At 67.6% G+C, this 19,780-nt stretch carries 21 protein-coding genes; 9 read left to right on the top strand and 12 right to left on the bottom strand.

Annotated elements, in window-relative coordinates; translation table 11 throughout:
* Window positions 1–140 precede the first annotated feature (140 nt).
* Window positions 141–1,331, top strand: coding sequence for a hypothetical protein (locus LVY72_RS08750; protein WP_237819802.1), 1,191 nt, complete (start codon window positions 141–143; stop codon window positions 1,329–1,331).
* Between the two features lie 166 nt (window positions 1,332–1,497).
* On the opposite strand, the gene LVY72_RS08755 is transcribed toward LVY72_RS08750, so the two are convergent.
* The 3 genes from LVY72_RS08755 to LVY72_RS08765 form a co-directional block, all read right to left on the bottom strand.
* Window positions 1,498–2,187 carry a PspA/IM30 family protein gene (locus LVY72_RS08755; RefSeq protein ID WP_237819805.1) on the bottom strand — a complete coding sequence of 230 codons (690 nt, stop codon included), beginning with the start codon at window positions 2,185–2,187 and terminating at the stop codon, window positions 1,498–1,500.
* Between the two features lie 19 nt (window positions 2,188–2,206).
* Window positions 2,207–2,854 carry a hypothetical protein gene (locus LVY72_RS08760; protein ID WP_237819808.1) on the bottom strand — a complete coding sequence of 216 codons (648 nt, stop codon included), beginning with the start codon at window positions 2,852–2,854 and terminating at the stop codon, window positions 2,207–2,209.
* Window positions 2,855–2,987: 133 nt separating this feature from the next.
* Window positions 2,988–3,194 (bottom strand): cold-shock protein, encoded by a 207-nt coding sequence (locus tag LVY72_RS08765; protein ID WP_237819811.1) that lies wholly within the window; start codon window positions 3,192–3,194, stop codon window positions 2,988–2,990.
* Between the two features lie 311 nt (window positions 3,195–3,505).
* Between LVY72_RS08765 and LVY72_RS08770 the strand changes: the two genes are divergently transcribed.
* Window positions 3,506–4,588, top strand: a complete 1,083-nt coding sequence (locus LVY72_RS08770) for a fatty acid desaturase family protein (protein WP_237819812.1) — start codon at window positions 3,506–3,508, stop codon at window positions 4,586–4,588.
* 14 nt (window positions 4,589–4,602) lie between these two features.
* Here LVY72_RS08770 and LVY72_RS08775 read toward each other — a convergent pair whose 3' ends face one another.
* Window positions 4,603–6,000: an MFS transporter gene (locus tag LVY72_RS08775; RefSeq protein WP_237819814.1), complete on the bottom strand. Its 1,398-nt coding sequence runs from the start codon at window positions 5,998–6,000 to the stop codon at window positions 4,603–4,605.
* A 140-nt stretch (window positions 6,001–6,140) separates the two neighbouring features.
* Between LVY72_RS08775 and LVY72_RS08780 the strand changes: the two genes are divergently transcribed.
* Both LVY72_RS08780 and LVY72_RS08785 read left to right on the top strand, forming a co-directional pair.
* Window positions 6,141–6,488 carry an ArsR/SmtB family transcription factor gene (locus tag LVY72_RS08780; protein ID WP_237819817.1) on the top strand — a complete coding sequence of 116 codons (348 nt, stop codon included), beginning with the start codon at window positions 6,141–6,143 and terminating at the stop codon, window positions 6,486–6,488.
* Window positions 6,481–6,945, top strand: coding sequence for an SRPBCC family protein (locus tag LVY72_RS08785; protein WP_237819820.1), 465 nt, complete (start codon window positions 6,481–6,483; stop codon window positions 6,943–6,945). Before LVY72_RS08780 ends, LVY72_RS08785 begins: the two co-directional genes overlap by 8 nt.
* Window positions 6,946–6,977: 32 nt before the next feature.
* On the opposite strand, the gene LVY72_RS08790 is transcribed toward LVY72_RS08785, so the two are convergent.
* Together LVY72_RS08790 and LVY72_RS08795 are read right to left on the bottom strand one after the other, a co-directional pair.
* The gene (locus tag LVY72_RS08790) at window positions 6,978–7,808 is read right to left on the bottom strand and encodes an aldo/keto reductase (RefSeq protein ID WP_237819824.1); all 831 of its coding nucleotides are present in this window, start codon (window positions 7,806–7,808) and stop codon (window positions 6,978–6,980) included.
* Window positions 7,809–7,862: 54 nt separating this feature from the next.
* A complete protein-coding gene (locus LVY72_RS08795; RefSeq protein ID WP_237819827.1) occupies window positions 7,863–8,291 on the bottom strand; it encodes a hotdog fold thioesterase in 429 nt (142 codons plus the stop codon).
* Window positions 8,292–8,388: 97 nt separating this feature from the next.
* Between LVY72_RS08795 and LVY72_RS08800 the strand changes: the two genes are divergently transcribed.
* The 3 genes from LVY72_RS08800 (at window position 8,389) to LVY72_RS08810 (ending at window position 12,174) form a co-directional block, all read left to right on the top strand.
* Entirely contained in the window at window positions 8,389–9,645 is a 1,257-nt protein-coding gene (locus LVY72_RS08800) for an alpha-hydroxy acid oxidase (RefSeq protein WP_308190725.1), read from the top strand.
* A 119-nt stretch (window positions 9,646–9,764) separates the two neighbouring features.
* Window positions 9,765–11,207 carry a heparan-alpha-glucosaminide N-acetyltransferase domain-containing protein gene (locus LVY72_RS08805; protein ID WP_237819831.1) on the top strand — a complete coding sequence of 481 codons (1,443 nt, stop codon included), beginning with the start codon at window positions 9,765–9,767 and terminating at the stop codon, window positions 11,205–11,207.
* Window positions 11,208–11,256: 49 nt separating this feature from the next.
* Window positions 11,257–12,174: a 2-dehydropantoate 2-reductase gene (locus tag LVY72_RS08810; protein ID WP_237819835.1), complete on the top strand. Its 918-nt coding sequence runs from the start codon at window positions 11,257–11,259 to the stop codon at window positions 12,172–12,174.
* Here LVY72_RS08810 and LVY72_RS08815 read toward each other — a convergent pair.
* The 6 genes from LVY72_RS08815 to catC form a co-directional block, all read right to left on the bottom strand.
* The gene (locus LVY72_RS08815; protein WP_237819837.1) at window positions 12,171–13,121 is read right to left on the bottom strand and encodes a hydroxymethylglutaryl-CoA lyase-like TIM-barrel protein; all 951 of its coding nucleotides are present in this window, start codon (window positions 13,119–13,121) and stop codon (window positions 12,171–12,173) included. The genes LVY72_RS08810 and LVY72_RS08815 overlap by 4 nt on opposite strands.
* Window positions 13,118–14,383 (bottom strand): CaiB/BaiF CoA transferase family protein, encoded by a 1,266-nt coding sequence (locus LVY72_RS08820; protein ID WP_237819840.1) that lies wholly within the window; start codon window positions 14,381–14,383, stop codon window positions 13,118–13,120. Before LVY72_RS08820 ends, LVY72_RS08815 begins: the two co-directional genes overlap by 4 nt.
* A gap of 345 nt (window positions 14,384–14,728) precedes the next feature.
* Entirely contained in the window at window positions 14,729–15,877 is a 1,149-nt protein-coding gene (locus LVY72_RS08825; protein ID WP_237819843.1) for a lipid II:glycine glycyltransferase FemX, read from the bottom strand.
* A gap of 227 nt (window positions 15,878–16,104) precedes the next feature.
* Complete coding sequence (locus LVY72_RS08830; protein ID WP_237819846.1) at window positions 16,105–16,398, bottom strand: DUF503 domain-containing protein; 294 nt, start codon at window positions 16,396–16,398, stop codon at window positions 16,105–16,107.
* Window positions 16,399–16,417: 19 nt separating this feature from the next.
* The gene (locus LVY72_RS08835; protein ID WP_237819849.1) at window positions 16,418–17,158 is read right to left on the bottom strand and encodes a dienelactone hydrolase family protein; all 741 of its coding nucleotides are present in this window, start codon (window positions 17,156–17,158) and stop codon (window positions 16,418–16,420) included.
* Window positions 17,159–17,237: 79 nt separating this feature from the next.
* Window positions 17,238–17,516, bottom strand: a complete 279-nt coding sequence (gene catC, locus LVY72_RS08840; RefSeq protein ID WP_237819851.1) for a muconolactone Delta-isomerase — start codon at window positions 17,514–17,516, stop codon at window positions 17,238–17,240.
* 175 nt (window positions 17,517–17,691) lie between these two features.
* Between catC and LVY72_RS08845 the strand changes: the two genes are divergently transcribed.
* Together LVY72_RS08845 and LVY72_RS08850 are read left to right on the top strand one after the other, a co-directional pair.
* Window positions 17,692–18,588 (top strand): LysR substrate-binding domain-containing protein, encoded by an 897-nt coding sequence (locus LVY72_RS08845; RefSeq protein WP_237819854.1) that lies wholly within the window; start codon window positions 17,692–17,694, stop codon window positions 18,586–18,588.
* Window positions 18,585–19,691, top strand: coding sequence for an enolase C-terminal domain-like protein (locus tag LVY72_RS08850; protein ID WP_237819856.1), 1,107 nt, complete (start codon window positions 18,585–18,587; stop codon window positions 19,689–19,691). The genes LVY72_RS08845 and LVY72_RS08850 overlap by 4 nt, the downstream gene beginning before the upstream one ends.
* The last annotated feature ends 89 nt before the right edge of the window (window positions 19,692–19,780 follow it).

A 19,780-nucleotide genomic window follows, 5' to 3' on the forward strand; every position in this document is an offset into this window, starting at 1 on the left:
AAGAACGGCACGGCTCGGGCAGGGAACAATTTGGAAACGATTAACCCAAATTCCCGTCCGGTTGTGTTGCCTAGGATAACCACCCCTTAGGCTGGCGGGGGTACAGCCTGCTTTGCTGATTTTGTTGGGGGAATCCGAAAGTGAGACAGCTTCCTGCCTCGATCGTTACTGTCCTGGCGCTCGTGCTTGCCCTGCTCGCGGCGGCCGCCGCGCCCGCTGCCGCCCTGCCGCAGCCAGCTGCGGCAACCTTGGCCGCCCGGCCGGTCGCCGTCGTCGGCACCGCTGTTCCGGCGGCCGCTGCAAAGACGACGGTAGCGCTCAACAATTCTCCGCTGGTGACCTACTATCCCAGCGCCACGGTCAACATCAAGACCAAGAACGCCAAGGGCCTGAGGGCGGCGCTGCAGCGCTACAGCGGCAGCAAATGGGTGACCGTCTGGAAGGCCCCCACGTCCGTAGCCAAGTCCTCGCAGACGGTCGCAGCCTCCTACAAATTCAGCAAGCGGGCCACGGTCAAGGTCAGGGGCACCCTGCTCAAGGGCTCCAAGATCGTGGCCAGGTCCGCGTCCCAGTCGCTGAGCTACCAGAAGTGGCCGACCTGGGTCCAGTCGGCCCAGGGCAGCACGCTCTTCGAGCAGAACCGGGGCCGGGTGGCCGCCGGCGAGAAGGCCAGCCACACCCTCCAGCTGTACTACACGGACGTTGCCCGCAAAGGCCGGTTCCAGGAATACCGCGGCGGCAAATGGGTCACCCTGAAGAACCTGAACTGGAAGCCCCAGCCGGGCAGCTGGTATTCAACGGCCCAGACGGTGACCACCCCAGCCACCACCAAGACGGCGAGCAAGAAGTACCGGCTCGTGGTGGATTCCACCGCCAACGATGCGGGCCTGAGCCAAACGGTCACCATCCGCCACGAGAATCCCGAGGACTACACCGGCTACGCACAGCAGGCCCACGAATTCATCCAGGACTACTGCCCCAGCACCATGATCACGGTCCGTCCCGGCAGCTATGCCGAGTCCATGTGGCCGGAGAACCGCATCGAGCTCTACCCCGGGCTGACCGAGCTGGGGCTGAAGTATGTGGCCCTGCACGAGTGCGCGCATGTGGTCCAGCGGGTCACTTTCAACAATGACCATGCCAGGATGTCCGAGACCTTCAACGCGATCTACAAGACCACCGGCTCCACGGGCTACGAGCAGGCCGCGGACTGCATGGCCTTCGCGATGGGCGCGCCGGACAACTGGGCCTACTACACCAGCAACTGCAAGGGTGAACGGGGGGCCGCGGCCGCGGCGGTGCTCGCGGGCAAGATACCTTCGGTGAAGTAGGCCCTCTTTTCCCGTCTTGCGGTTTGTTCCGCAGGGTGCCGGCCGGCCGGTGCGGAAAGCAGGACCCGGAAAATGGTCCGAGCAGGCCAGCTCCCCCAACCGCCTGGCCCTCCGGAACCCTGGCGCCCGGACTGGCCGGCCCTCCCGGCACGGTGCAGGCGGACGCCTAGGAACCTGCGGGTGGATCCGTGCGCGCCCTCAGGCGTGACAGCTCGGCTTCCGCCGAGAGCCTGGTCTCGAGTTCCTCGAAGGCCTCGCGCACCTGGTGGGAATTCGGATCCGACCAGGCCAGCTCCTCATGGGCCTCGGCCAGGGCCCGCAGCCGGCGGACTTCCCGTTCCGCGGCAACTGCGGCGGACTGGGCCTCTATGGCCCCCTGCCCCGAGGCCCGCAGCGCATCCTGCACGCCCAGCGCGGCCTGGGCGGCGCTGTAGTCCGTCCTCAGCTTCAGGTAGTGCAGCCTGGCATCCTCGATGCGTTGCTCCAGCCGCCTCAGCGTCTGCTCGAGGGCGCGCAGCTGGCTGTCCAGGCTCCGCTGCTGCCCGTCCAGCGCTTCCCACCGCTTGCCGGCGGTGAGGGCGCCGCGCAGGGCGTCCCGGGCGGCGTCGTCATCCCCGGCAGCGACGGCGGCCTCCGCCTGGCGGTTCAGCCGTTCCGCTTCGGCTGCAGCCTGCCCGGCCAGCAATTGGACCCGGCGGCGGTTGGCGGCCACGTCTGCGGCGCTCCGCCGGGCGGCATCGAGTGCATCCAACTGTTGCTGATAGCTGGCGTCGAGGCTGGCCAACGGGTTCGGGGTCTCCGCCGGTACGGTGCGGGTAGTGCGGATGATCGCAGTGATGCGGCGGCGGATGGACACGGCCGGTTCCCTCGTCCTTCTACCGGTAGCCGCGGGGGTCCGTCATGGGGCGGATGGGCGCGGCGGTGCGGCCGCCGTAACTGCGGTTCCAAGCCCGCAAGGCATCCGCTTCCAGAGCGAGATGGCGGCTGGCACGCTCCAGCTGTGCAGCGCTGATGGAGTCGCCTGCCAGCAGCAGGTTCTGGCGCAGTTCCGCCGCCAGGGCGCACGCACGCCGGACCTGTTCGTCCAGCCGCGCGGCCAAAGTCTGTTTCAGTGCCGGATGGGGTTCCCGTTCGGCCAGCCGCAGTTGTTCATCCAGGGTCCGCTCCGCGCGGGCCAGGTTGGCCGCAACCGCCGGCAGGTCACCCACCGGACGGCCGTGTATGTCGGCCGCGGCCAGGGTCCGTTCGGTTGCCTCGGCCGAGCGGCGCAGTTGGATCCGCAATCGGGCCAGCCGGCGTCCGGCGTCGTCGCCCGACAGCGAACGGACGGTGAGGGTGCTCTTGGTCCAGCCGTTGCGGATCCGCCGGGAACGCTGGACCTTCCGGACCACCAGCCAGGCCGACAGGACGGCTGCCATGCCGAAGATCAGCAGCATGGTTCCGCCGATCAGCATGACTCCTGCCACCGCCTCGGCCATGCTCCCGGCCACATCCACCATCGCTGTTACGGTCAAACCAGGCATAGAACAAGTGTGCCCCGAACGCCGCCCGGTGGCCAGAATGCGCCGTAAACAAAAATGCGGGCCGCTTCCTGTTCGCAAAGGAAGCGGCCCGCATTTAGGGGTCAAATATGGGCGCTATGCCCGAGGCGGTCCCTTAGAGGGGGCGGATGTCCGCAGCCTGCAGGCCCTTGGGGCCCTGGGTGACCTCGAACTCGACCTTCTGGGCTTCGCGCAGTTCGCGGTAGCCGCCGGTGGAGACGATAGCGGAGTAGTGGGCGAAGACGTCATCGCTGCCGTCGTCGGGGGCGATGAAGCCAAAGCCCTTTTCGGCGTTAAACCACTTCACGGTTCCAGTTGCCATTTTGTGCTCCTTCTGAAGCTCTAATACGACCGCGAGTTTCGCGGATCGCCTGCAGCGGTGTTCTTTACCGCCGTTCAGAGAAGCACAAGCCCTTCGGTGAAGGGTCCTGTTGCTAAAAATCTAATGCGCAACACAACAACTACGCAGCTAACTGTACAGTACTTTTCCCGGGACGGCGATTGCCGCTCCGGCCCGCAGCCCTTTCGGGCACCTAGCGGACGTTCAGGTTCGCCCGATAGACTAAGGGGTATCTGCTGGGCAACCGCCCGTTTTCGCGGCTGGGAAGTCGGACTCAATCCCTTGAAGGCCGCATGACTATTACTGCATCACCCCGCCCAGCCCTGAAGGCCCGCGGCACCGCGGCCTCCACCGGCTACGCCCAGCTGCTGCGCACAGTTCGGGATGCCGGGCTGCTGCGCCGGCGCCGTTCCTTCTACATCACCCTCTTTGTGGCCCTTGCGCTCGGCCTTGCCGGTGCCGCCACGGGCTTTGTGTTGCTGGGGGACAGCTGGTTCCAGCTGCTGATCGCCGGCGTCCTGGGTGTCCTGTTCACCCAGCTGGCGTTCCTTGCCCACGAGGCGGCCCACCGCCAAGTCTTCGAGTCCGGCCCCGCCAACGACCGCGCCGGGCGCTTCCTGGCGAACGCCGTCGTCGGCATCAGCTACCAGTGGTGGACCAACAAGCACAACCGGCACCATGCCAACCCCAATACCGTGGGGAAGGATCCGGACATCGAGCAGGACACCATTTCCTTCCAGGCCGACCAGGCGCAGGCCCGTACCGGCATCATGGCCTGGATGACGCGCCGGCAGGGCTACCTTTTCTTCCCGCTGCTGCTGCTCGAAGGCCTGAACCTGCACGCCACCTCGCTCCGGTCCCTTTTCGCCCGCGGACAGGTCAAGGGCCGCAAGCGCGAGCTGGCCATGGTCATCTCGCGGCTGGTCCTCTATGTGGCCGTCATCTTCTACTTCCTGCCGGTGGGCATGGCGTTTGCCTTCATCGGCGTGCAGCTGGCCGTCTTCGGCGTGTACATGGGGGCGTCCTTTGCGCCGAACCACAAGGGCATGCCGCTGATCCCCCAGGGCGCCAAGGTGGATTTCCTCAGCCGCCAGGTGCTGACCAGCCGCAACATCACCGGGGGTCGGTTCGTCAACGCGCTGATGGGCGGGCTGAACTACCAGGTGGAGCACCATCTGTTTCCGAGCATGCCGCGGCCGAACCTGGCCCGTGCCAGCGAAATCGTGCGCGACTACTGCGCCGCGCACAAGATCACCTACACCGAGACCACGCTGCCTAAGTCCTACGGAATCGTCGTCCGCTACCTGAACAAGGTGGGCCTGTCCGCGCGGGATCCGTTCGACTGCCCGATGATTACCGCCTACCGCCCGCGCTGACGCCCGGCCTGCGGTCAGGAACGGAGCGGGTGGGCGATCTCGTCCTGCGGCATCCTGGCCGCCAGCAGTGCGATAAATCCCAGCACCGGGGTGGCCAGTGAGACCACGAGGAAAATCAGCCAAATGGGCACCGCCGCTGCCAGCGGGCCGGCCGCGGCCATGGACACCGGCATCAGCGCCAGCGAGACAAAGAAATCCAGGCTGGACACCCGGCCCAGCAGCTGCCGCGGAACCCGGCGCTGCAGCAGCGTTCCCCAGATGACCTGGGCCGCTCCCCAGGTCACGCCGACCACCAGCATCACCGCCGCCATCTGCCAGAAGCTGTCCATGAAGCCGATGAAGGCCAGCGGAACCGTGCCCAGGCCCCAGGCCGTGATCATCACAGTCAGGTAGCGGCGGGGGAGTGGCCGCGAAGACACCAGCAGGGCGCCCAGAGCCATGGCGCCGCCCCAGATGGCCAGCAGGAAACCGAATGTCTGCGCCCCGCCACCGAGCTGCTCCCGCACCAGGAACGGCAGCAGCACCTCGATCGGCCCCTCGCTCAGCAGCACGGCGACCACGGCGAACAGCAGGGTCCAGAGCAGCCATGGGGTCCGCACCGTGTAGCCGAAGCCCTCGCGCAGGTCCGCCCAGGCCGAGCGCCGGGCCGGCTTCGGACCGGCAGCGTTCCGAACGGTCCGGCCGTCCGGCCCGACGGCGGCAACGGGGCCGCCGCGGTGCGGTTCCGGATCCAGTGGGGGCTCCGGCCGCAGGAGCAACAGCGTGAGCAGCGCAGTGGCGTGGGCTGCGGCGATCAGCGCGGCGGCATGCGCCGGGGAGCTGGCGGCGATGATCAGGCCGGCCGCGGCCGGCCCGGCGGCCTGCTGCAGCAGCGGCCGGATCATCCCCTCCATACCATTGGCCGCCAGCAGTTCCTCCGGCGGCAGGATCCGCGGCAGGATGGCGGAGTAGGCAGGGAAGAAGAAGGCGGAGGCGATGCCGAGTCCGAATGCGGCCACGGCCAGATGCCACAGCTGCAGGGCGCCGGACAGTGCCAGCGCCGTGACGGAGCCCAGGGCCAGCAGATTGACCGCCTCCACCAGGACCAGGATCCTGCGGCGGGGCAGCCGGTCGGCAGCGATGCCGCCCAGCAGCACAAAGGCCACCAGCCCGGCGGCGGCCAGAGTGGCCACCAGGGACAGCTCGACCGGTCCGCCGCCGAGCCCGATGACCTGGTAGACCATGGTCACCGCCCACATGCCGCTGCCGAAGATGGAAACGGAGAGCGCGCCGATCAGGATCCGGAAGTCCCGCCTGGCCAGCGGCCGGAGCGCACGGAACCGCCCCGGGCCAGCACCTGCCGGGGCAGGCTCCGGCCGGGCCGCAGCGGAAGCAGGGAACGCGTCGTCGTAATCCATGTCGTCGTAATCCATGGTGTGGGACTTTTACTGAGGGTGCCGGCGGCGGCCCGCTACCGCCTTCCGTCCGGCGCCGGGGGCGGTCAAGGGCCTTGACGTGCCGGCCGCCAGGAGTACATTTAACTTATTGGTTATTTAACTGATTGGCTAAATGGATGGCAACGGACCGGCTCAGCATGATCTTCGCCGCGCTGGCAGATCCCACGCGGCGGGCGATCCTGGCCCGGCTCACCGAGGGTGAGGCCACCGTCGGGGAACTGGCCGAACCGTTCGACATCAGTCTGCCCGCGGTCTCGCGGCACCTGAAGGTCCTGGAAGCTGCAGGGCTGATTTCCCGTACCCGTTCGGCGCAATGGCGCTCTTCCCGTCTCGAAGCGGGCCCGCTCAGGGAAGCCACTGCGTGGATGGAAGACTACCGGCGCTTCTGGGACGAGAGCTTCGACCGCCTGGACGCGCACCTTAAACGAACCCTGGCAAGGAACGAGGAGAACCACCATGACTGAATCAACCGACCAGGACACCACTCTGTTCCTGACGCGTGTCTTCGACGCACCGCGGGAACTGGTCTTCAAGGCCTTTATCGACCCGGACCAGCTCGCCCAGTGGTTCGGGCCGGTGGGCGTCAGCACACCGCGGGACCGGATCGAGGTCGAGCCGCGCGTGGGCGGAGTCTGGAAGCTGACCATGATCATGGACGAGGATGGCACGCCCTCGCCGGTCGATGCCGTGATCACCCGGTTCGTGGAACCGGAACTGCTCGAGGCGCACATCTCCGCCGAGGCGATGGACCGTCAGAGCACGCATCTGGACGTGTCCATGCTGCTGACCTTCGAGGACGACGGCGGCCGGACGCGCCTAACGCTGCGCCAGGGCCCGTTCCCGTCCCGGGACTGGACGGACCAGACGCACGAGGGTTGGGAAAGCTCGTTCACCAAGCTGGACGCACTGCTGGCCCGGTGAGCGAGGAAGGCGCGCCGGCTCCCGCGCCGCGGCTAGAGCTGCGTGAAGTCGGCCGTTGCCGGGTCGGCACCGGTGCGGTTGCCCGCCTCCAGGGCGCTGACCGTGCCAAGTTCTTCCTCGGTCAGGGGTACGTCCAAGGCGCCCAGGTTCTCGGCCATCCGGTCCGGGCTGACCGTCTTCGGAATGGCGATGTTGCCCTGGGCCAGCTGCCAGGCGAGCACAACCTGGGCCGGCGTGGCACCGTGCCCTGCGGCGAGTTCGGTCACGGCCCGGGCGGCCAGGTCTTCGCCCTGTCCCAGCGGGCTGTAGGCCTCCACTGCGATGCCGTGTTCACGGGTCCTGGCCGCCACGGCCGGCTGCTGCAGGGTGGGGTGGAGTTCGATCTGGTTCACCGCCGGAACCGTGTCCGCCGCGGCGAGCACCGCGTCGAGGTGCTCGGGCAGGAAGTTGGAGACGCCGATTGCCCGCGCTCCGCCGTCGTCGTAAATCCGCTCCAGCTCGCGCCAGGCCTGGACGTAGAGGTTCTGCGACGGCACCGGCCAGTGGATCAGGTACAGGTCCACGTACGCCAGGCCGAGCTCGCGCAGGCTGTTGTCGAAGGCCCGCCGGGCATCGGACTGTTCGCCGTTGCGCAGCTTGGTGGTAATGAACAGATCCCCGCGGGACAGTCCGCTGGCCTTGATCGCGGCGCCGACGCCGGACTCGTTGCGGTATGCGGCGGCGGTGTCGATATGCCGGTAGCCGGCCTCCAGCGCCGCCTCGACGGAGCGCTGGGTCTGTTCCGGCGGGACCTGGAAGACGCCGAAGCCGAGCTGCGGGATTTCGACGCCGTTGTTCAGCTTGACCGTGGGTACGTTCACCATGGCAGGAATCCTTCCGTGGGATGGTTGTCGGTGTTGCCGCGGCTGCGGGCGGCCCTACTTCTTCGGGACGAGCACGCCGAAGACGCGCATTTCGGCCAGATGCTGCCCGTCCTGGTCATGGATGCTGATGTCCACGATGTTGTTGCGGCCGTAGCGGGTGCGTTCGACGCCGGTGGCCACCAGCCGTGACCCCGCGGCACCGGGGGCGATGTAGGTGATTTCGGCCTGCCGGGAGACCGAGGGCGCCCCGACGGACTCGCAGACGAAGGCGAAGCAGGTGTCGCCGAGGGTGAACAGGTAGCCTCCGTGCAGGATGTGGTGGCCGTTGAGCATGGAGTCCTGGACGTCCATCGCCATGACCACCCGGCCTTCCTCGGCCTCGACCACCTCGATGCCCAGATGCTGGGACGACTTGTCGAAGGAATACCGGTGGCGGATAAGCTCCTCGACAGAGGTGAAATGCTCCGTGGCGGGTGTGGTCATGGCGTTCTCCTGGTGGTGCCTGCGTTCTGGCGTGAGGGCTACTCTACCGGGCGCCGCGGCTGCGCCGCCCCGCCGGACTACCGAGGTGACCATAACCATGACCATGACCAAGAACCCGGAGAACGGCTTCACACCGCCGGCCCTGCAGCGCCGCATCCCGAAGCTGGGCGAACTCGCGCCGTTGATGCAGTTCAAGAAGCCGGCCCTCGGCGCGGCCGCCCGGCTGCGCCGGGCCAACACCATCGGCGACCTGCGCGCAATCGCCAAGCGGCGGACGCCCAAGGCGCCCTTCGACTATACCGACGGCGCGGCCGAGGCCGAGATCACCTTGGCGCGGGCGCGCCAGGCGTTCCTGGACCTGGAATTCCGCCCCGGCATCCTGCGCAACGTCAAGGACGTGGACCTGCGGGCCCAGGTCCTGGGCAAGGCCTCCGCGCTGCCCTTCGGCATCGCGCCGACCGGCTTCACCCGGATGATGCAGTCCGAGGGCGAATACGCCGGCTCCCGGGCCGCCGCCGCGGCGGGCATCCCGTACACCCTCTCCACCATGGGCACTGCGTCGATCGAGGATGTCGCCGCCGCGGCGCCGGACGGACGGAACTGGTTCCAGCTGTACCTGTGGACGGACCGGGACCGGTCGCTGGCCCTCGTCGAGCGGGCGGCCAAGGCCGGGGTGGATACCCTGATGGTCACCGTGGACACGCCGGTGGGCGGCGCCCGGCTGCGCGACGTGCGCAACGGGATGACCATCCCGCCGGCGCTGACACTGAAGACGGTGCTGGACGCCTCCTACCGGCCGGCCTGGTGGTTTAACTTCCTGACCCATGAGCCGCTGGCCTTCGCCAACCTCTCCCGCTACGCCGGTACCGTTACCGAGCTGATCAACTCCATGTTCGACCCGACCTTGAGCTTCGAGGATTTGGACTGGCTGCGCGCAACCTGGCCGGGCAAGCTGGTGGTCAAGGGCATCCAGACCATCGACGACGCCAGGCGCGTGGTGGACCACGGTGCGGACGGGATCGTGTTGTCCAACCACGGCGGCCGCCAACTGGACCGCGCGCCGATTCCGCTGCACCTGCTGCCGGACGTGGCCGCGGCGCTGAAGGGCCGGACGGCGATCATGCTCGATACCGGCATCATGAGCGGCGGGGATATTGTCGCGGCGCTGGCCCTCGGCGCCGATTTCACGCTGATCGGCCGGGCCTACCTGAACGGGCTGATGGCCGGCGGCCGGGCCGGGGTGGAACGCGCCATCGACATCCTGCGCACCGAGGCGGCCCTGACCATGCGCCTGCTCGGAGTGAACAAAATGGCGGATCTGAACCCGGACCACGTGCGCCTGCTCAGGGGATAGATCCGGCGGCGACGCGCCGGGCGGGAACGTGCGGTAACGGCTCAGTAACGGATCGATAACAGGGTGGGCTAAAGGATAGATCGGGGGCAGCAAGCAACAAAAGATCCACGGGGCACATAATGAGTTCTGACACGCAAAAACCGACATCCGCTGCGCAACCAGTGGCACTTCCCGCAGTGGAACCGCCGGTGGGGCCGACATCATCGCGACGTGCCATCGGTATCGACGTCGCCCGGGCAGTGGCGTTGATCGGCATGATTTCCGTCCATGTCTTCCCGGAGGCGCACCTAGACAACGACAAGATGACCTTGGCCTTCGCCGTTTTCGCCGGGCGGGCCTCCGCCTTGTTCGCCGTGCTCGCCGGGGTGTCCATCGCCTTCGTGGAGAAAAGGTCCCACGGCCACTTGTATGGCCGTACGCTGACGGCCGACCGGGCAGCCTTGGTGGTCCGCGGACTGCTCATCCTGCTGGTGGGTCTGCTGCTGGGGCATCTGGAAACGCCGATCGACACGATCATTCCCTACTTCGGCATCCTGTTCCTCGTGGCCGTGCCGTTCTACGGCCGATCGTCCCGTTTCCTGCTGATCGCGGCGCTGTTCTTTGCGATAGTCGGACCTGTCCTCCGCCATCTGCTCAACGGCACCATCCCCGAACAGCTCGACCCCGAGGCCGACTACACGCTGTTCACCGCGGCCCAACAGCCGGTGCTGTTCATCGTCGATATGCTCATCACCGGCACCTATCCGGTGTTCCTGTGGATGACCTACCTTTGCGTAGGAATGGTCATTGGCCGGCAAGTGCTGACGTCGAGAAAAGTCCAGCTTGCGCTCGCGGGCTGGGGAGCGGTCCTGGCTCTTGCTGCCTGGGTGATCTCGCAGGTCCTGCTGGGCCCTGCCGGAGGGATGCAGCGTCTGGTCGAGGCGACGCCGTCACTAACCAGGGCAGAGATAACCGACGTGCTGGCATACGGTCCGGATTTGACGCTGATGCCAAATACGACGTGGTGGTGGTTGGCGGTTGTCACGCCGTACTCCGAGACGCCATTGACCGTCCTGCACACTCTGGGCGCAGCCGTGGCAGCCCTGGGCCTCATCCTGCTCGTGACCCACCGCGGCGGCAAGGTGTTCTCGCCCTTTGCCGCGATCGGTGCGATGACGCTGACCCTCTATTCGGCGCACGTCATTATTTTCGCGATCGACGTTTTGGACGTGACGCGGCCTGTGCTGTCGCTGTGGATCCAGATCATTTCCTTCATGCTGTTCGCCGTGCTGTGGCGCGCGGTCATCGGCAAAGGACCGCTGGAAGGCATCATCTCGGATGCCAGCGACTGGGTCCGCAGGCGGGTGCGGGCATCCGGAGACAGACCGCCGCAGGATACGCCGGGACGGCTGCGCTTCAAGCCCCACGCCGGGCCGGCTGTCCCACCCCCGCCAGGCCGGCCGCCAGAGCCCGCGCATCCGGTGCGCCAGCCAGCGGTGACGGACCGGACCGCGGAGATTCCGCCTGGGTCGAGGGCCGGCAGGTGGAAGACATCACTGCCGCGTCCGGAAGGAACCTCCTGACCGACGGCCATTTGCCAGATCAAAGCCGCAAACTTGAGGGGAATCGGTGATGAAAATACTGATTGTCGGGGCTGGAGCAACCGGGGGATATTTCGGGACCCGGCTGGCCCAGGCCGGACGCGACGTAACCTTCCTGGTGCATCCGCACCGGGCCGGCCAGCTGCGTAGCGGGCTCCGGGTCTATGGGCCGGGCTATGACGAGACGGTGCCGGTACGCACCGTCACCGCCGGGCAACTGGATGGCAGCTATGACCTGGTCCTGCTGATGGTCAAGGCCTGGTCCCTGGACACAGCGATCGAGGACATTGCTCCGGCGGTCGGAACAGGGACGACAATCCTGCCGCTGCTCAACGGCCTGGCCCATCTGGAAACCCTGAATGAACGGTTCGGCCGGGACATCGTGCTGGGCGGCATCGTCCGCGTGGTGTGCACCGTGACCCCGGAAGGGGCGGTGTTCCAGATGAAACCGCACGCGTCCTTGACCTTCGGCGCCCAGGACAGGCAACCGACCGAACGTATTGCGCAAATTGGCCGGGAGCTGGCGGTACCGGGCTTCCGTGCGGAAATGGCCGGCGACATCCTCGCTTCCATGTGGCACAAATGGGCGTTCATCACCGCCGGTGGAACCATTACCTGCCTGATGCGCGGCACGATCGGGAACATCATCGCCGCTCCGGGCGGCAAAGAGTTCATCCTCGACGTCATCGAGGAAACCGAACGGGTAGCTGATGCGGCCGGCTACGCGGCCTCGGTGGCCGCACACGCGGCGAGCCTGGAAATGTTCACCGAAGAGGGCTCCGTCTTTACCTCGTCCCTCTACCGGGACGTGCTGGCCGGATCCCCGCATGAAGGGGAGCACCTGCTGGGCCAGTATGTGGCCGTCGCCGAGCGGCTCGGCGTGGAGGTCCCGCTGACGCGCCTTGCCCTGACCCAGCTGCGGGTCAACGACCAGGCCAGGCTCCGCTAGCCGAAGTCCGGCCCGGGCCGGGGGATAACCCATTCGAAGGCCTGCGCCGTGGACCGGGCGCCCTGGGCGGCCTTGGAACGGCCGGACTCGCCCAGATCCGCGAGCAGCTTCTCGGACAGGTCCACCAGCCCGGCGAAGGTGTCCGGCGTAAGCCACTCGGGACGGGTGGCGAAGAGGATGTCCTCGGTGGCGGTATTGCCGCTGGCCCCGGGGGCGAACGGACAGCCGCCCAGCCCGCCCAGTGCGCCGTCCACCATGGCTGCGCCGGCCTGGATGGCGGCCAGGGCATTGGCCACGCCGAGCCCCCAGGTATCGTGGCCGTGGTAGACGATCCGCCGGGCCGGGGTTTCCGCCCGCACGCGGCCGATCAGGCCGCCAACCTGCGCCGGAACGGCCTGGCCGAGGGTGTCGCAGATGACGATGTCCTCGGTGCCTTCCGCCCGCGGGTCAACGGCGATGGCCAGGATCCGCTCCTCGGGGACCGCGCCCTCAAAGGGACAGGTGAAGGAGGTGGCGATGCACAGCTGGATCCGTCCGCCGGCCTCACGGGCCAGCCGCACCGCCTCGGGCAGCGCGGCCAGGCTCGCGTCCGTGCTCCGGCCGATGTTCGCCTGGTTATGCGAGTCGGAGGCGGAGAAGCAGTACTGGAAGTTCTTCGCCCCGGCCGCCGCGGCCTTGGCCACATGTCCCGGGGTGGCGACCCAGATCCAGCACTTCCCCAGTTCCTCCGGGGACAGGGCGCGGACCACGTCCAGGGTGTTGGCCATCGGCGGCACCAGATCCCCGCGGGCCATCGAACCGAGCTCGAGGGCGGGCACGCCAAGGCGCAGCAGCTCGCGGGCCACTGCCACCTTGCGCTTGGTGGAGAGCAGTGCGCCGGTGAGCTGGAGCCCGTCGCGCAGGGTGACATCGCGCAGCTCGGCGCGGGGTTCGAAGGCAAAGCTCATGGCTGCGGCGGCTCCGCCCGGCCGGTGGCCGCCTGGATCCGGTCCCGGTCCATCTTGAGCAGCCCGCCCAGGATCTCCTCGGTATGCTCGCCCAGGTCCGGACCGAGGTTGCGGATGGGCAGGGACTCCCCGCCGATCACCGGCACCACGCCGGGGAAACCCACGTTGCGCAGCGTCTCCGTTCCGGTGGAGACATCCAGCCGCTGGACCATTTTGCGGGCCGCATACTGCTCATCCCGGGCGATGTCCTCGGCCGTATAGATCGGCCCGGCCGGCACCCCCGCCGCGTCCAGTGCCTGCAGGGCCTCCGCGGCGGTGAGCGTTTCTGACCAGTCCCCGATGGCCGCGTCCAGTTCGTCCCGCCGGTCCCAGCGCTCGGCATTGGTCTGCAGGCCGGGGTCCGTGCCCAGGTCCGGCCGGCCGATGGTCTGCATGTACCGCTGGAAGATGGCATCACCATTGCCGGCCACCACGATGCTTGCCCCGTCCTTGCAGAGGTAGGCGTTCGACGGCGCGACGCCCTCCAGCCGCCCGCCCACCCGTTCGCGGCGCACGCCGTACGCCTCGAAGTCCGGGACCAGGGATTCCATCATCGAGAACATGGCCTCGTGGAGGGCGACGTCGATGATCCGCTCTGGCAGCGGCACCCCGGCACCGGACGTCCGCCGTCGGGCCTCGCGCTGGTAGAGGCTCATCACGGAGCCGAAGGCCGCATAGAGCCCGGCGATGGAATCACCAATGGAAACCCCCACCCGCACCGGCGGGCGGTCCGGGTCGCCGACCAGGTTGCGGAACCCGCTGTAAGCCTCGGCGACCGCCGCGAAGCCGGGCCGGTCCGCCAGCGGACCGGTCTGGCCGAACGCCGAGATCCGGGTGATGATCAACTCCGGGTTGGCCTGACTGAGGATGTCGGGGCCCAGGCCCCACTTCTCGAGCGTGCCCGGCCGGAAATTCTCCAGCAGGATGTCGCACTGCCCGGCCAAATCCAGCACCGCCTGCCGGCCGGCCTCCGTGCGCAGGTCAAGGACCACGGATTTCTTGTTCCGGTTGAGGGTCCGGTACAGCATGGAGGTGTTGCCCCGCTTCAGGCGCCAGTTCCGCAGTTCGTCGCCGGTGCCGGGGCGTTCCACCTTGATCACCTCGGCGCCGAAGTCGGCCAGCAGCCGTCCCGCGGTCGGGGCGGCGATGTAGTTGCCCAGTTCCAGCACGCGGATGCCGGCCAGCGGCGCTATTGGGTGCTCCGGCAGGGAATTCTCGCTCATGGTTTTCCTTAGGTTCGCCAGCGTCGTTCCCACAGGTTGGAACCAGCTCGCCCGGGATCAGCACAGGCACAGCGATGGACGCCACCGATGCACCGGCCGCTACCAATGCCCACGACTTCCCACGACGTAGGCATCCGAAGATGTTTCCGGCACCCGTTGGGAAGGTCCCGGAGCCGGTCCCCAAGGTGGGGTTGTGCGCACATACTAGGCGCTCCTTTCCACCCTGGCAACGGCTGGTGCAGCGCCTCCGGTCCAACCAGGAACACGGTCCGCCGAGCCGAGCAGGCACCCGGCCCGTCAGCCGGAACGAACGGCATAGCGCTCCGGATGGAACCCATCCGATCGCTAGTGCCGGTTGCGGTGCTTCATGTAGAAGTCGAACGCGGCCGCCAGCGGGCGGTTCAGCGGGTAGTCCCATTCGCCGAGGGTCTGCACCACGTCGCCGCCGAGCGAGGACTTGAACATCGTCAGGCCGCCGAGGCGGTGGTCCTGGTCGAGCGTCGCCGAGAGGCCGCCCAAGTCGTACCAGTCGCAGCCTGCGGCGATCGAATCGGCCACCTGCCGGCACTGCAGCGCGCGCGGGGCAAAGAGGTTGCGCTCCCCGGAGGAACTGGCCGCGTAGACGTACCAGGCCACGCGGCCCTTGCGTACGTAGATTGCCGCAGCCAGGAGCCTGCCCTCGTGCCGTGCCAGGTAAAGCACGCAACTGCCCGGGTCCGCGGCATTCAGGGACCGAAGCATCCGCTCGAAGTAGGACGCGGGCCGGCCGGTGAATCCATCGCGTTCGGCCGTCTCGCGGTAGAGGGCGTGCCACGCGGCCAGGTCGGCCACCGAGCCTTCGGTGATTTCCAGCCCCGCCCGGGAGGAGATCCTGATCTGGCGTCGTGAGCTCCGGTCCATCCGGGCCAGGACGGCATCGGTGTCCAGACGCTGCCCGGCGGCGTCGGCCAGCGGGACGCGGGCCTGGAATTCAGGCTGCCCGGCGGAGAAGTCCTCGCTGACCTGCGGTTTGGTCCACCCGAGGGCGGCCAGCCGGGCGGCGACGGATTGGGCCACCGCATCGGTGCACTTGGGCTCAAGGGTGGTGACCAGCCCGGTGTCGCCGGCGGCGATGGCCTTGCGGACCGTCTCCGCCGCCCACGTCTTCTGGACCAGCGGCGGCCCCATGCGGACCAGAAACGCACCGCCGGCCTTCAGGTAGGCCAGCAGGGGGCCGAGGTAGGCTTCAAGGTCCGCCGTGGCCCAGTCGAGCAGCGGTCCTGCCGGCAGGTAGGCGAGTGTCTTCTTCAGCGCAGGCGCCGGGCGGTGCAATGCCAGCACGGACCCCCGAAGGGCGCCGCCGGCGTCGAACCAGCCAAGGATTTCCGCCCTCCAGTCCGGCTTGACGTTGGCCCACTCGGGAAACTGGAGGAATGAGGCATGGGGGTGGGAACGGAGGTTCCCGGAGTGTTCCGAGGCTTCGATCGGACGGACAGTGAGCTGGTCGGCTGCCACGTCAGCAACACTACGCGCCCGGCCGACGCGGGGGCAGAGTCCTGGCCATGGCCTCGGCAGGAATGGGCAGCCGTTCCTGGCCCCGGCCCAGGCGGCAGCATCGGCGCGGCCAGCTCCCACTGCCCGTCGGTCAAAGCCGAGGGGTAGCGTGCTGGGAAAGATTACTTCGTCCCACCAGACTGAACCCGCCGGCCGGCAACCGCCGACCCCGCTCTCCCGAAACTGACTTAGTCTTCGGAGGATAAAATCCGGCGCCGGGCCCCGAGCAGGTCAACGCCCGGGCGGTACGCTACATAGCCCTCAACGGCATCGAGCACCTCGACGATATGCGCGCGGTCCGCGGCTACGAGCCCGACGCCGACGGCGGCCCGCCGGTACAGGTCCTGGTGCTCCACCTCCGCGACGGAGACGTCGAAGCGCTTGCGGACCTCGGCCAGGATGGGCCGGACCACCGAACGCTTCTCCTTCAGCGAGTGGACATCCCCGAGCAGCAGGTCGAATTCGATCCAGCCGATCCACATGTGCTTCTCCCGCCGGCCCTCACTCGAGGTGCTCGTGCAGGAAGGCCAGCGTCCGGCGCCAGGCATCCTCGGCGGCGGCCGGGTTGTAGACCGCCGGATTGGTGTCGTTGAAAAAGGCATGGCCCGTCCCGGGGTAGACGTGCGCCTGGAAGTCCGCGCCGGTCTCGGCGAACCGCTGCCGCAGTGCGGGCAGCCCGTCCATCAGCCGCCGGTCCTGTTCCCCGTAGAACGCCAGCACCGGGCAGGCGATCCTGCCCAGTTCCTCCGGCCCCAGGTCGGCGCTGCCGTAGTAGGGCACGGCGGCTTGCAGCCGCGGTTCGGCAGCTGCCAGGGCGAAGGAGTACGTGCCGCCGAAACAGTAGCCGACGACGCCGGTCCGCCCCTCGCCTTCCGGCGCCGAATCCAGGTAGTCGAAGGATTCCTTCAGCGCGGCCTTGATCCGGGTGGCGGCCGCGGGTGCGTGCAGCGGAGCCGTCGCTTCACGCAGCCGGGGCTGGGCCTGGGCGCGTTTGGCCGGGTCCGCCAGATCGGCGCCGAGCCTGCCGACGACGGCGGAGTCCAGCCCGCCGGCAGCCAGCAGGTCGGGGGCCAGGGCCAGATAGCCTTCGGCGGCGAATCTGTCCGCGACCTCCTTGATGTGGTCCACCAGACCCCAGATTTCGTGGATAACGATCAGGGCGCCGCGGATTTCATCCTCCGGGTAGCTCCGGTAGGCGCCGAACCCGCCGTCGCCGTTGCCAAGTTGGATCATTTCTCCCATGCGCGCCACCTTGGCACAGGTCCTCAAGACACGCCAGCCGGTAACCGGCCCAGGGCCTTCCGGCCCGCCGGGAGATCCCCTAACGGATATCCGAAGGGTGCTTCGCCAGCGGGATGACCTCGATGTCCATGTACGGGAAGAGGGGCAGGCCGGAGAGGATCTCGTGCAGCTCGTCGTTGCTGTCGACGTCGAAAATGCTGTAGTTGGCATATTCGCCCACCACCCGCCAGATGCCGGCCCACTTGCCCTGCCGCTGCAGGGTCTGCGAGTACTCCTTCTCCACGGCCTTGATCCTGCCGGCCTCTTCGGCGGGCATGTCGGCGGGAAGGTTGACGTCCATGCGGACCAGATAGATCACTGTGGTTCTCCTTCGAGGGCGCGGTTGTGTTCAGTAGACCACGGACGCAGCAGCCGCCGCCTTTTGATATGCCAAGCGTCTTAATAGGCCCTAATAAAGTATTTCCGATTACTAATCCTTGCGTCCTAATCTTGAACCAGTGCTGCAGATCACAGGATGAAGGGGCGGTGGCGGAATGGAGACCAGGCATCTGCGCTACTTCGTCGCCGTCGCCGAGGAGCGCCACTTCGGCCGTGCCGCCGCCCGCCTGCACATGGCCCAGCCGCCGCTGTCCCAGCAGATCAAGCAGCTCGAGGAACGGCTGGGCACCCGGCTGCTGAGCCGTTCCACGCGCAAGGTGGAACTGACCGCGGCCGGCGAACTTCTGCTTGAGCGCGGGCGCCGCATCCTTGAGGACCTGGACAGCCTCGAGTCGGACGTTGCCCAGGTGGGTGCGGGGGTGCGCGGTGTGCTGCGGGTCGGCTTCACCGGCTCGGCCACCTACCGGCTCATGCCGCAGATCGTGCGGGAGGCCAAGGAGAAGGTGCCGGGGCTCCTGCTGAATGTCCAGGGCGAGATGCTCACACCTCAGCTGGTAGCGGCGCTCGAAGACCATAGCCTGGACGTGGCGGTCCTGCGTCCGCCGGTGCGGTCGGCGGGGCTGGAACTGAAGTTCCTCAAACACGATGAGCTGGTGGTCGCGCTCCCGGACGACTCGCCGTGGGCGGAATCCGGCATCCTGTCGCTGGAACAGCTGGCCGGCGAGCCGTTCGTGTCCTACCCGATGGATTCGGCGGTGACCGGCATCTTCCTGGATGCGTGCCGCAAGACCGGGTTCTTCCCCCGGATCGTCCAGGAAGCCAAGGAGACCTCCACCCTGCTCTCCTTCGTTGCGGCCGGCGCCGGCATGGCCCTGATTCCGGCGACGACCAGGACCTTCGCGATCCGCGGTACGGTCTTCCGTCCGCTGCGCGATGCCCCGGTGGTGGATCTTGCCGTTGCCTGGCGGGCGGATGACCGCTCCCCGCTGCTGGCCAATTTCATTAGTCTTCTGGACTCCGTTTCCCAGCCTGCAAAGGACCTGAACCAGTGAAGATCGAGCGTATCGAGGCCATTCCGTATTCCATTCCGTATGCCAAGCCGCTGAAGTTCGCCAGCGGCCAGGTCACGGAAGCCGATCATGTGCTCATCCGGGTGCACACCGACGCCGGCATCGTCGGCACCGCCGACACCCCGCCGCGCCCCTACACCTACGGCGAGACCCAGGACTCGATTGTCTCGGTGGTCACCAAGATTTTCGCCCCTGCCGTGGTCGGGCTGGACCCGCTGGAACGGCAGAAGGTGCAGCAGATCCTCTCCCGCACCATCCACAACCAGACAGCCAAGGGCGGCCTGGATATTGCGCTCTGGGACATCATCGGCCAGGCCACCAATACTCCTGTGACCGAGTTGCTCGGCGGCTACACGGACTCGATGCGGGTCTCGCACATGCTCGGCTTCCAGCCGGCGCAGGCGCTGCTGGACGAAGCCCTGCGCTTCCGCACCGAGTACGGTATCAACACCTTCAAGCTCAAGGTGGGCCGGCGGCCGCTGGCGCTGGATATCGAGGCCTGCCACGTGCTGCGCGAGGGGCTCGGCGAGGAAACCGAGCTTTATCTGGACGCCAACCGGGGCTGGACTGCCAATGAAGCGCTCGAAGTGCTCCGCCGGACGGAAGGCCTGGGCCTGTCCCTGCTGGAGGAACCGTGCGACGCCAAGGAGGCGATGAGCCGGCGCCGCCTGGTCGACAAGTCACCGATTCCCGTGGTGGGCGACGAAAGCGTGCCGACGGCGGGGGACGCTTCCCGGGAACTGCTCTCCGGCGGCTGCAATGCGATCAGCATCAAGACCGCCCGCAGCGGCTTCACCGAGGCCCAGCAGATCCTGGGCCTGTGCACGGGACTGGGGGTCGACGTCGTGATGGGCAACCAGATCGACACCCAGATCGGCACCGTCGCCACGGTGACCTTCGGTGCGGCGCATGAGGCAACCTCCCGCCGGGCCGGGGAACTGTCCAACTTCCTGGACATGAGCGATGATCTGCTGGCCGAACCGCTGGTGATCAAGGACGGCAGGATCGCCGCCCGCCAGGTCCCCGGCGTCGGCGCGGCGATCGACGAGGACAAGCTGGCGCACTACCGCCAGGACAAGGCCTGACCCAACAGCCACTATCCACGTACTACCGAACCACCCAGCAACCCTACCGAAGGACAACCATGACGACAGAGACCGAAGCCACCGCCGCT

This window comes from Arthrobacter hankyongi, assembly GCF_022012395.1.
Taxonomy (GTDB): Bacteria; Actinomycetota; Actinomycetes; order Actinomycetales; family Micrococcaceae; genus Crystallibacter; species Crystallibacter hankyongi.

Coding starts and splice junctions, on each gene's coding strand:
- LVY72_RS08760 (WP_237819808.1), bottom strand. CDS start 2,854: ATGCCTGGTTTGACCGTAACAGCGATGGTGGATGTGGCCGGGAGCATG.
- LVY72_RS08765 (WP_237819811.1), bottom strand. CDS start 3,194: ATGGCAACTGGAACCGTGAAGTGGTTTAACGCCGAAAAGGGCTTTGGC.
- LVY72_RS08770 (WP_237819812.1), top strand. CDS start 3,506: ATGACTATTACTGCATCACCCCGCCCAGCCCTGAAGGCCCGCGGCACC.
- LVY72_RS08775 (WP_237819814.1), bottom strand. CDS start 6,000: ATGGATTACGACGACATGGATTACGACGACGCGTTCCCTGCTTCCGCT.
- LVY72_RS08780 (WP_237819817.1), top strand. CDS start 6,141: ATGGCAACGGACCGGCTCAGCATGATCTTCGCCGCGCTGGCAGATCCC.
- LVY72_RS08785 (WP_237819820.1), top strand. CDS start 6,481: ATGACTGAATCAACCGACCAGGACACCACTCTGTTCCTGACGCGTGTC.
- LVY72_RS08790 (WP_237819824.1), bottom strand. CDS start 7,808: ATGGTGAACGTACCCACGGTCAAGCTGAACAACGGCGTCGAAATCCCG.
- LVY72_RS08795 (WP_237819827.1), bottom strand. CDS start 8,291: ATGACCACACCCGCCACGGAGCATTTCACCTCTGTCGAGGAGCTTATC.
- LVY72_RS08800 (WP_308190725.1), top strand. CDS start 8,389: ATGACCATGACCAAGAACCCGGAGAACGGCTTCACACCGCCGGCCCTG.
- LVY72_RS08805 (WP_237819831.1), top strand. CDS start 9,765: ATGAGTTCTGACACGCAAAAACCGACATCCGCTGCGCAACCAGTGGCA.
- LVY72_RS08810 (WP_237819835.1), top strand. CDS start 11,257: ATGAAAATACTGATTGTCGGGGCTGGAGCAACCGGGGGATATTTCGGG.
- LVY72_RS08815 (WP_237819837.1), bottom strand. CDS start 13,121: ATGAGCTTTGCCTTCGAACCCCGCGCCGAGCTGCGCGATGTCACCCTG.
- LVY72_RS08820 (WP_237819840.1), bottom strand. CDS start 14,383: ATGAGCGAGAATTCCCTGCCGGAGCACCCAATAGCGCCGCTGGCCGGC.
- LVY72_RS08830 (WP_237819846.1), bottom strand. CDS start 16,398: ATGTGGATCGGCTGGATCGAATTCGACCTGCTGCTCGGGGATGTCCAC.
- LVY72_RS08835 (WP_237819849.1), bottom strand. CDS start 17,158: ATGGGAGAAATGATCCAACTTGGCAACGGCGACGGCGGGTTCGGCGCC.
- LVY72_RS08845 (WP_237819854.1), top strand. CDS start 17,692: ATGGAGACCAGGCATCTGCGCTACTTCGTCGCCGTCGCCGAGGAGCGC.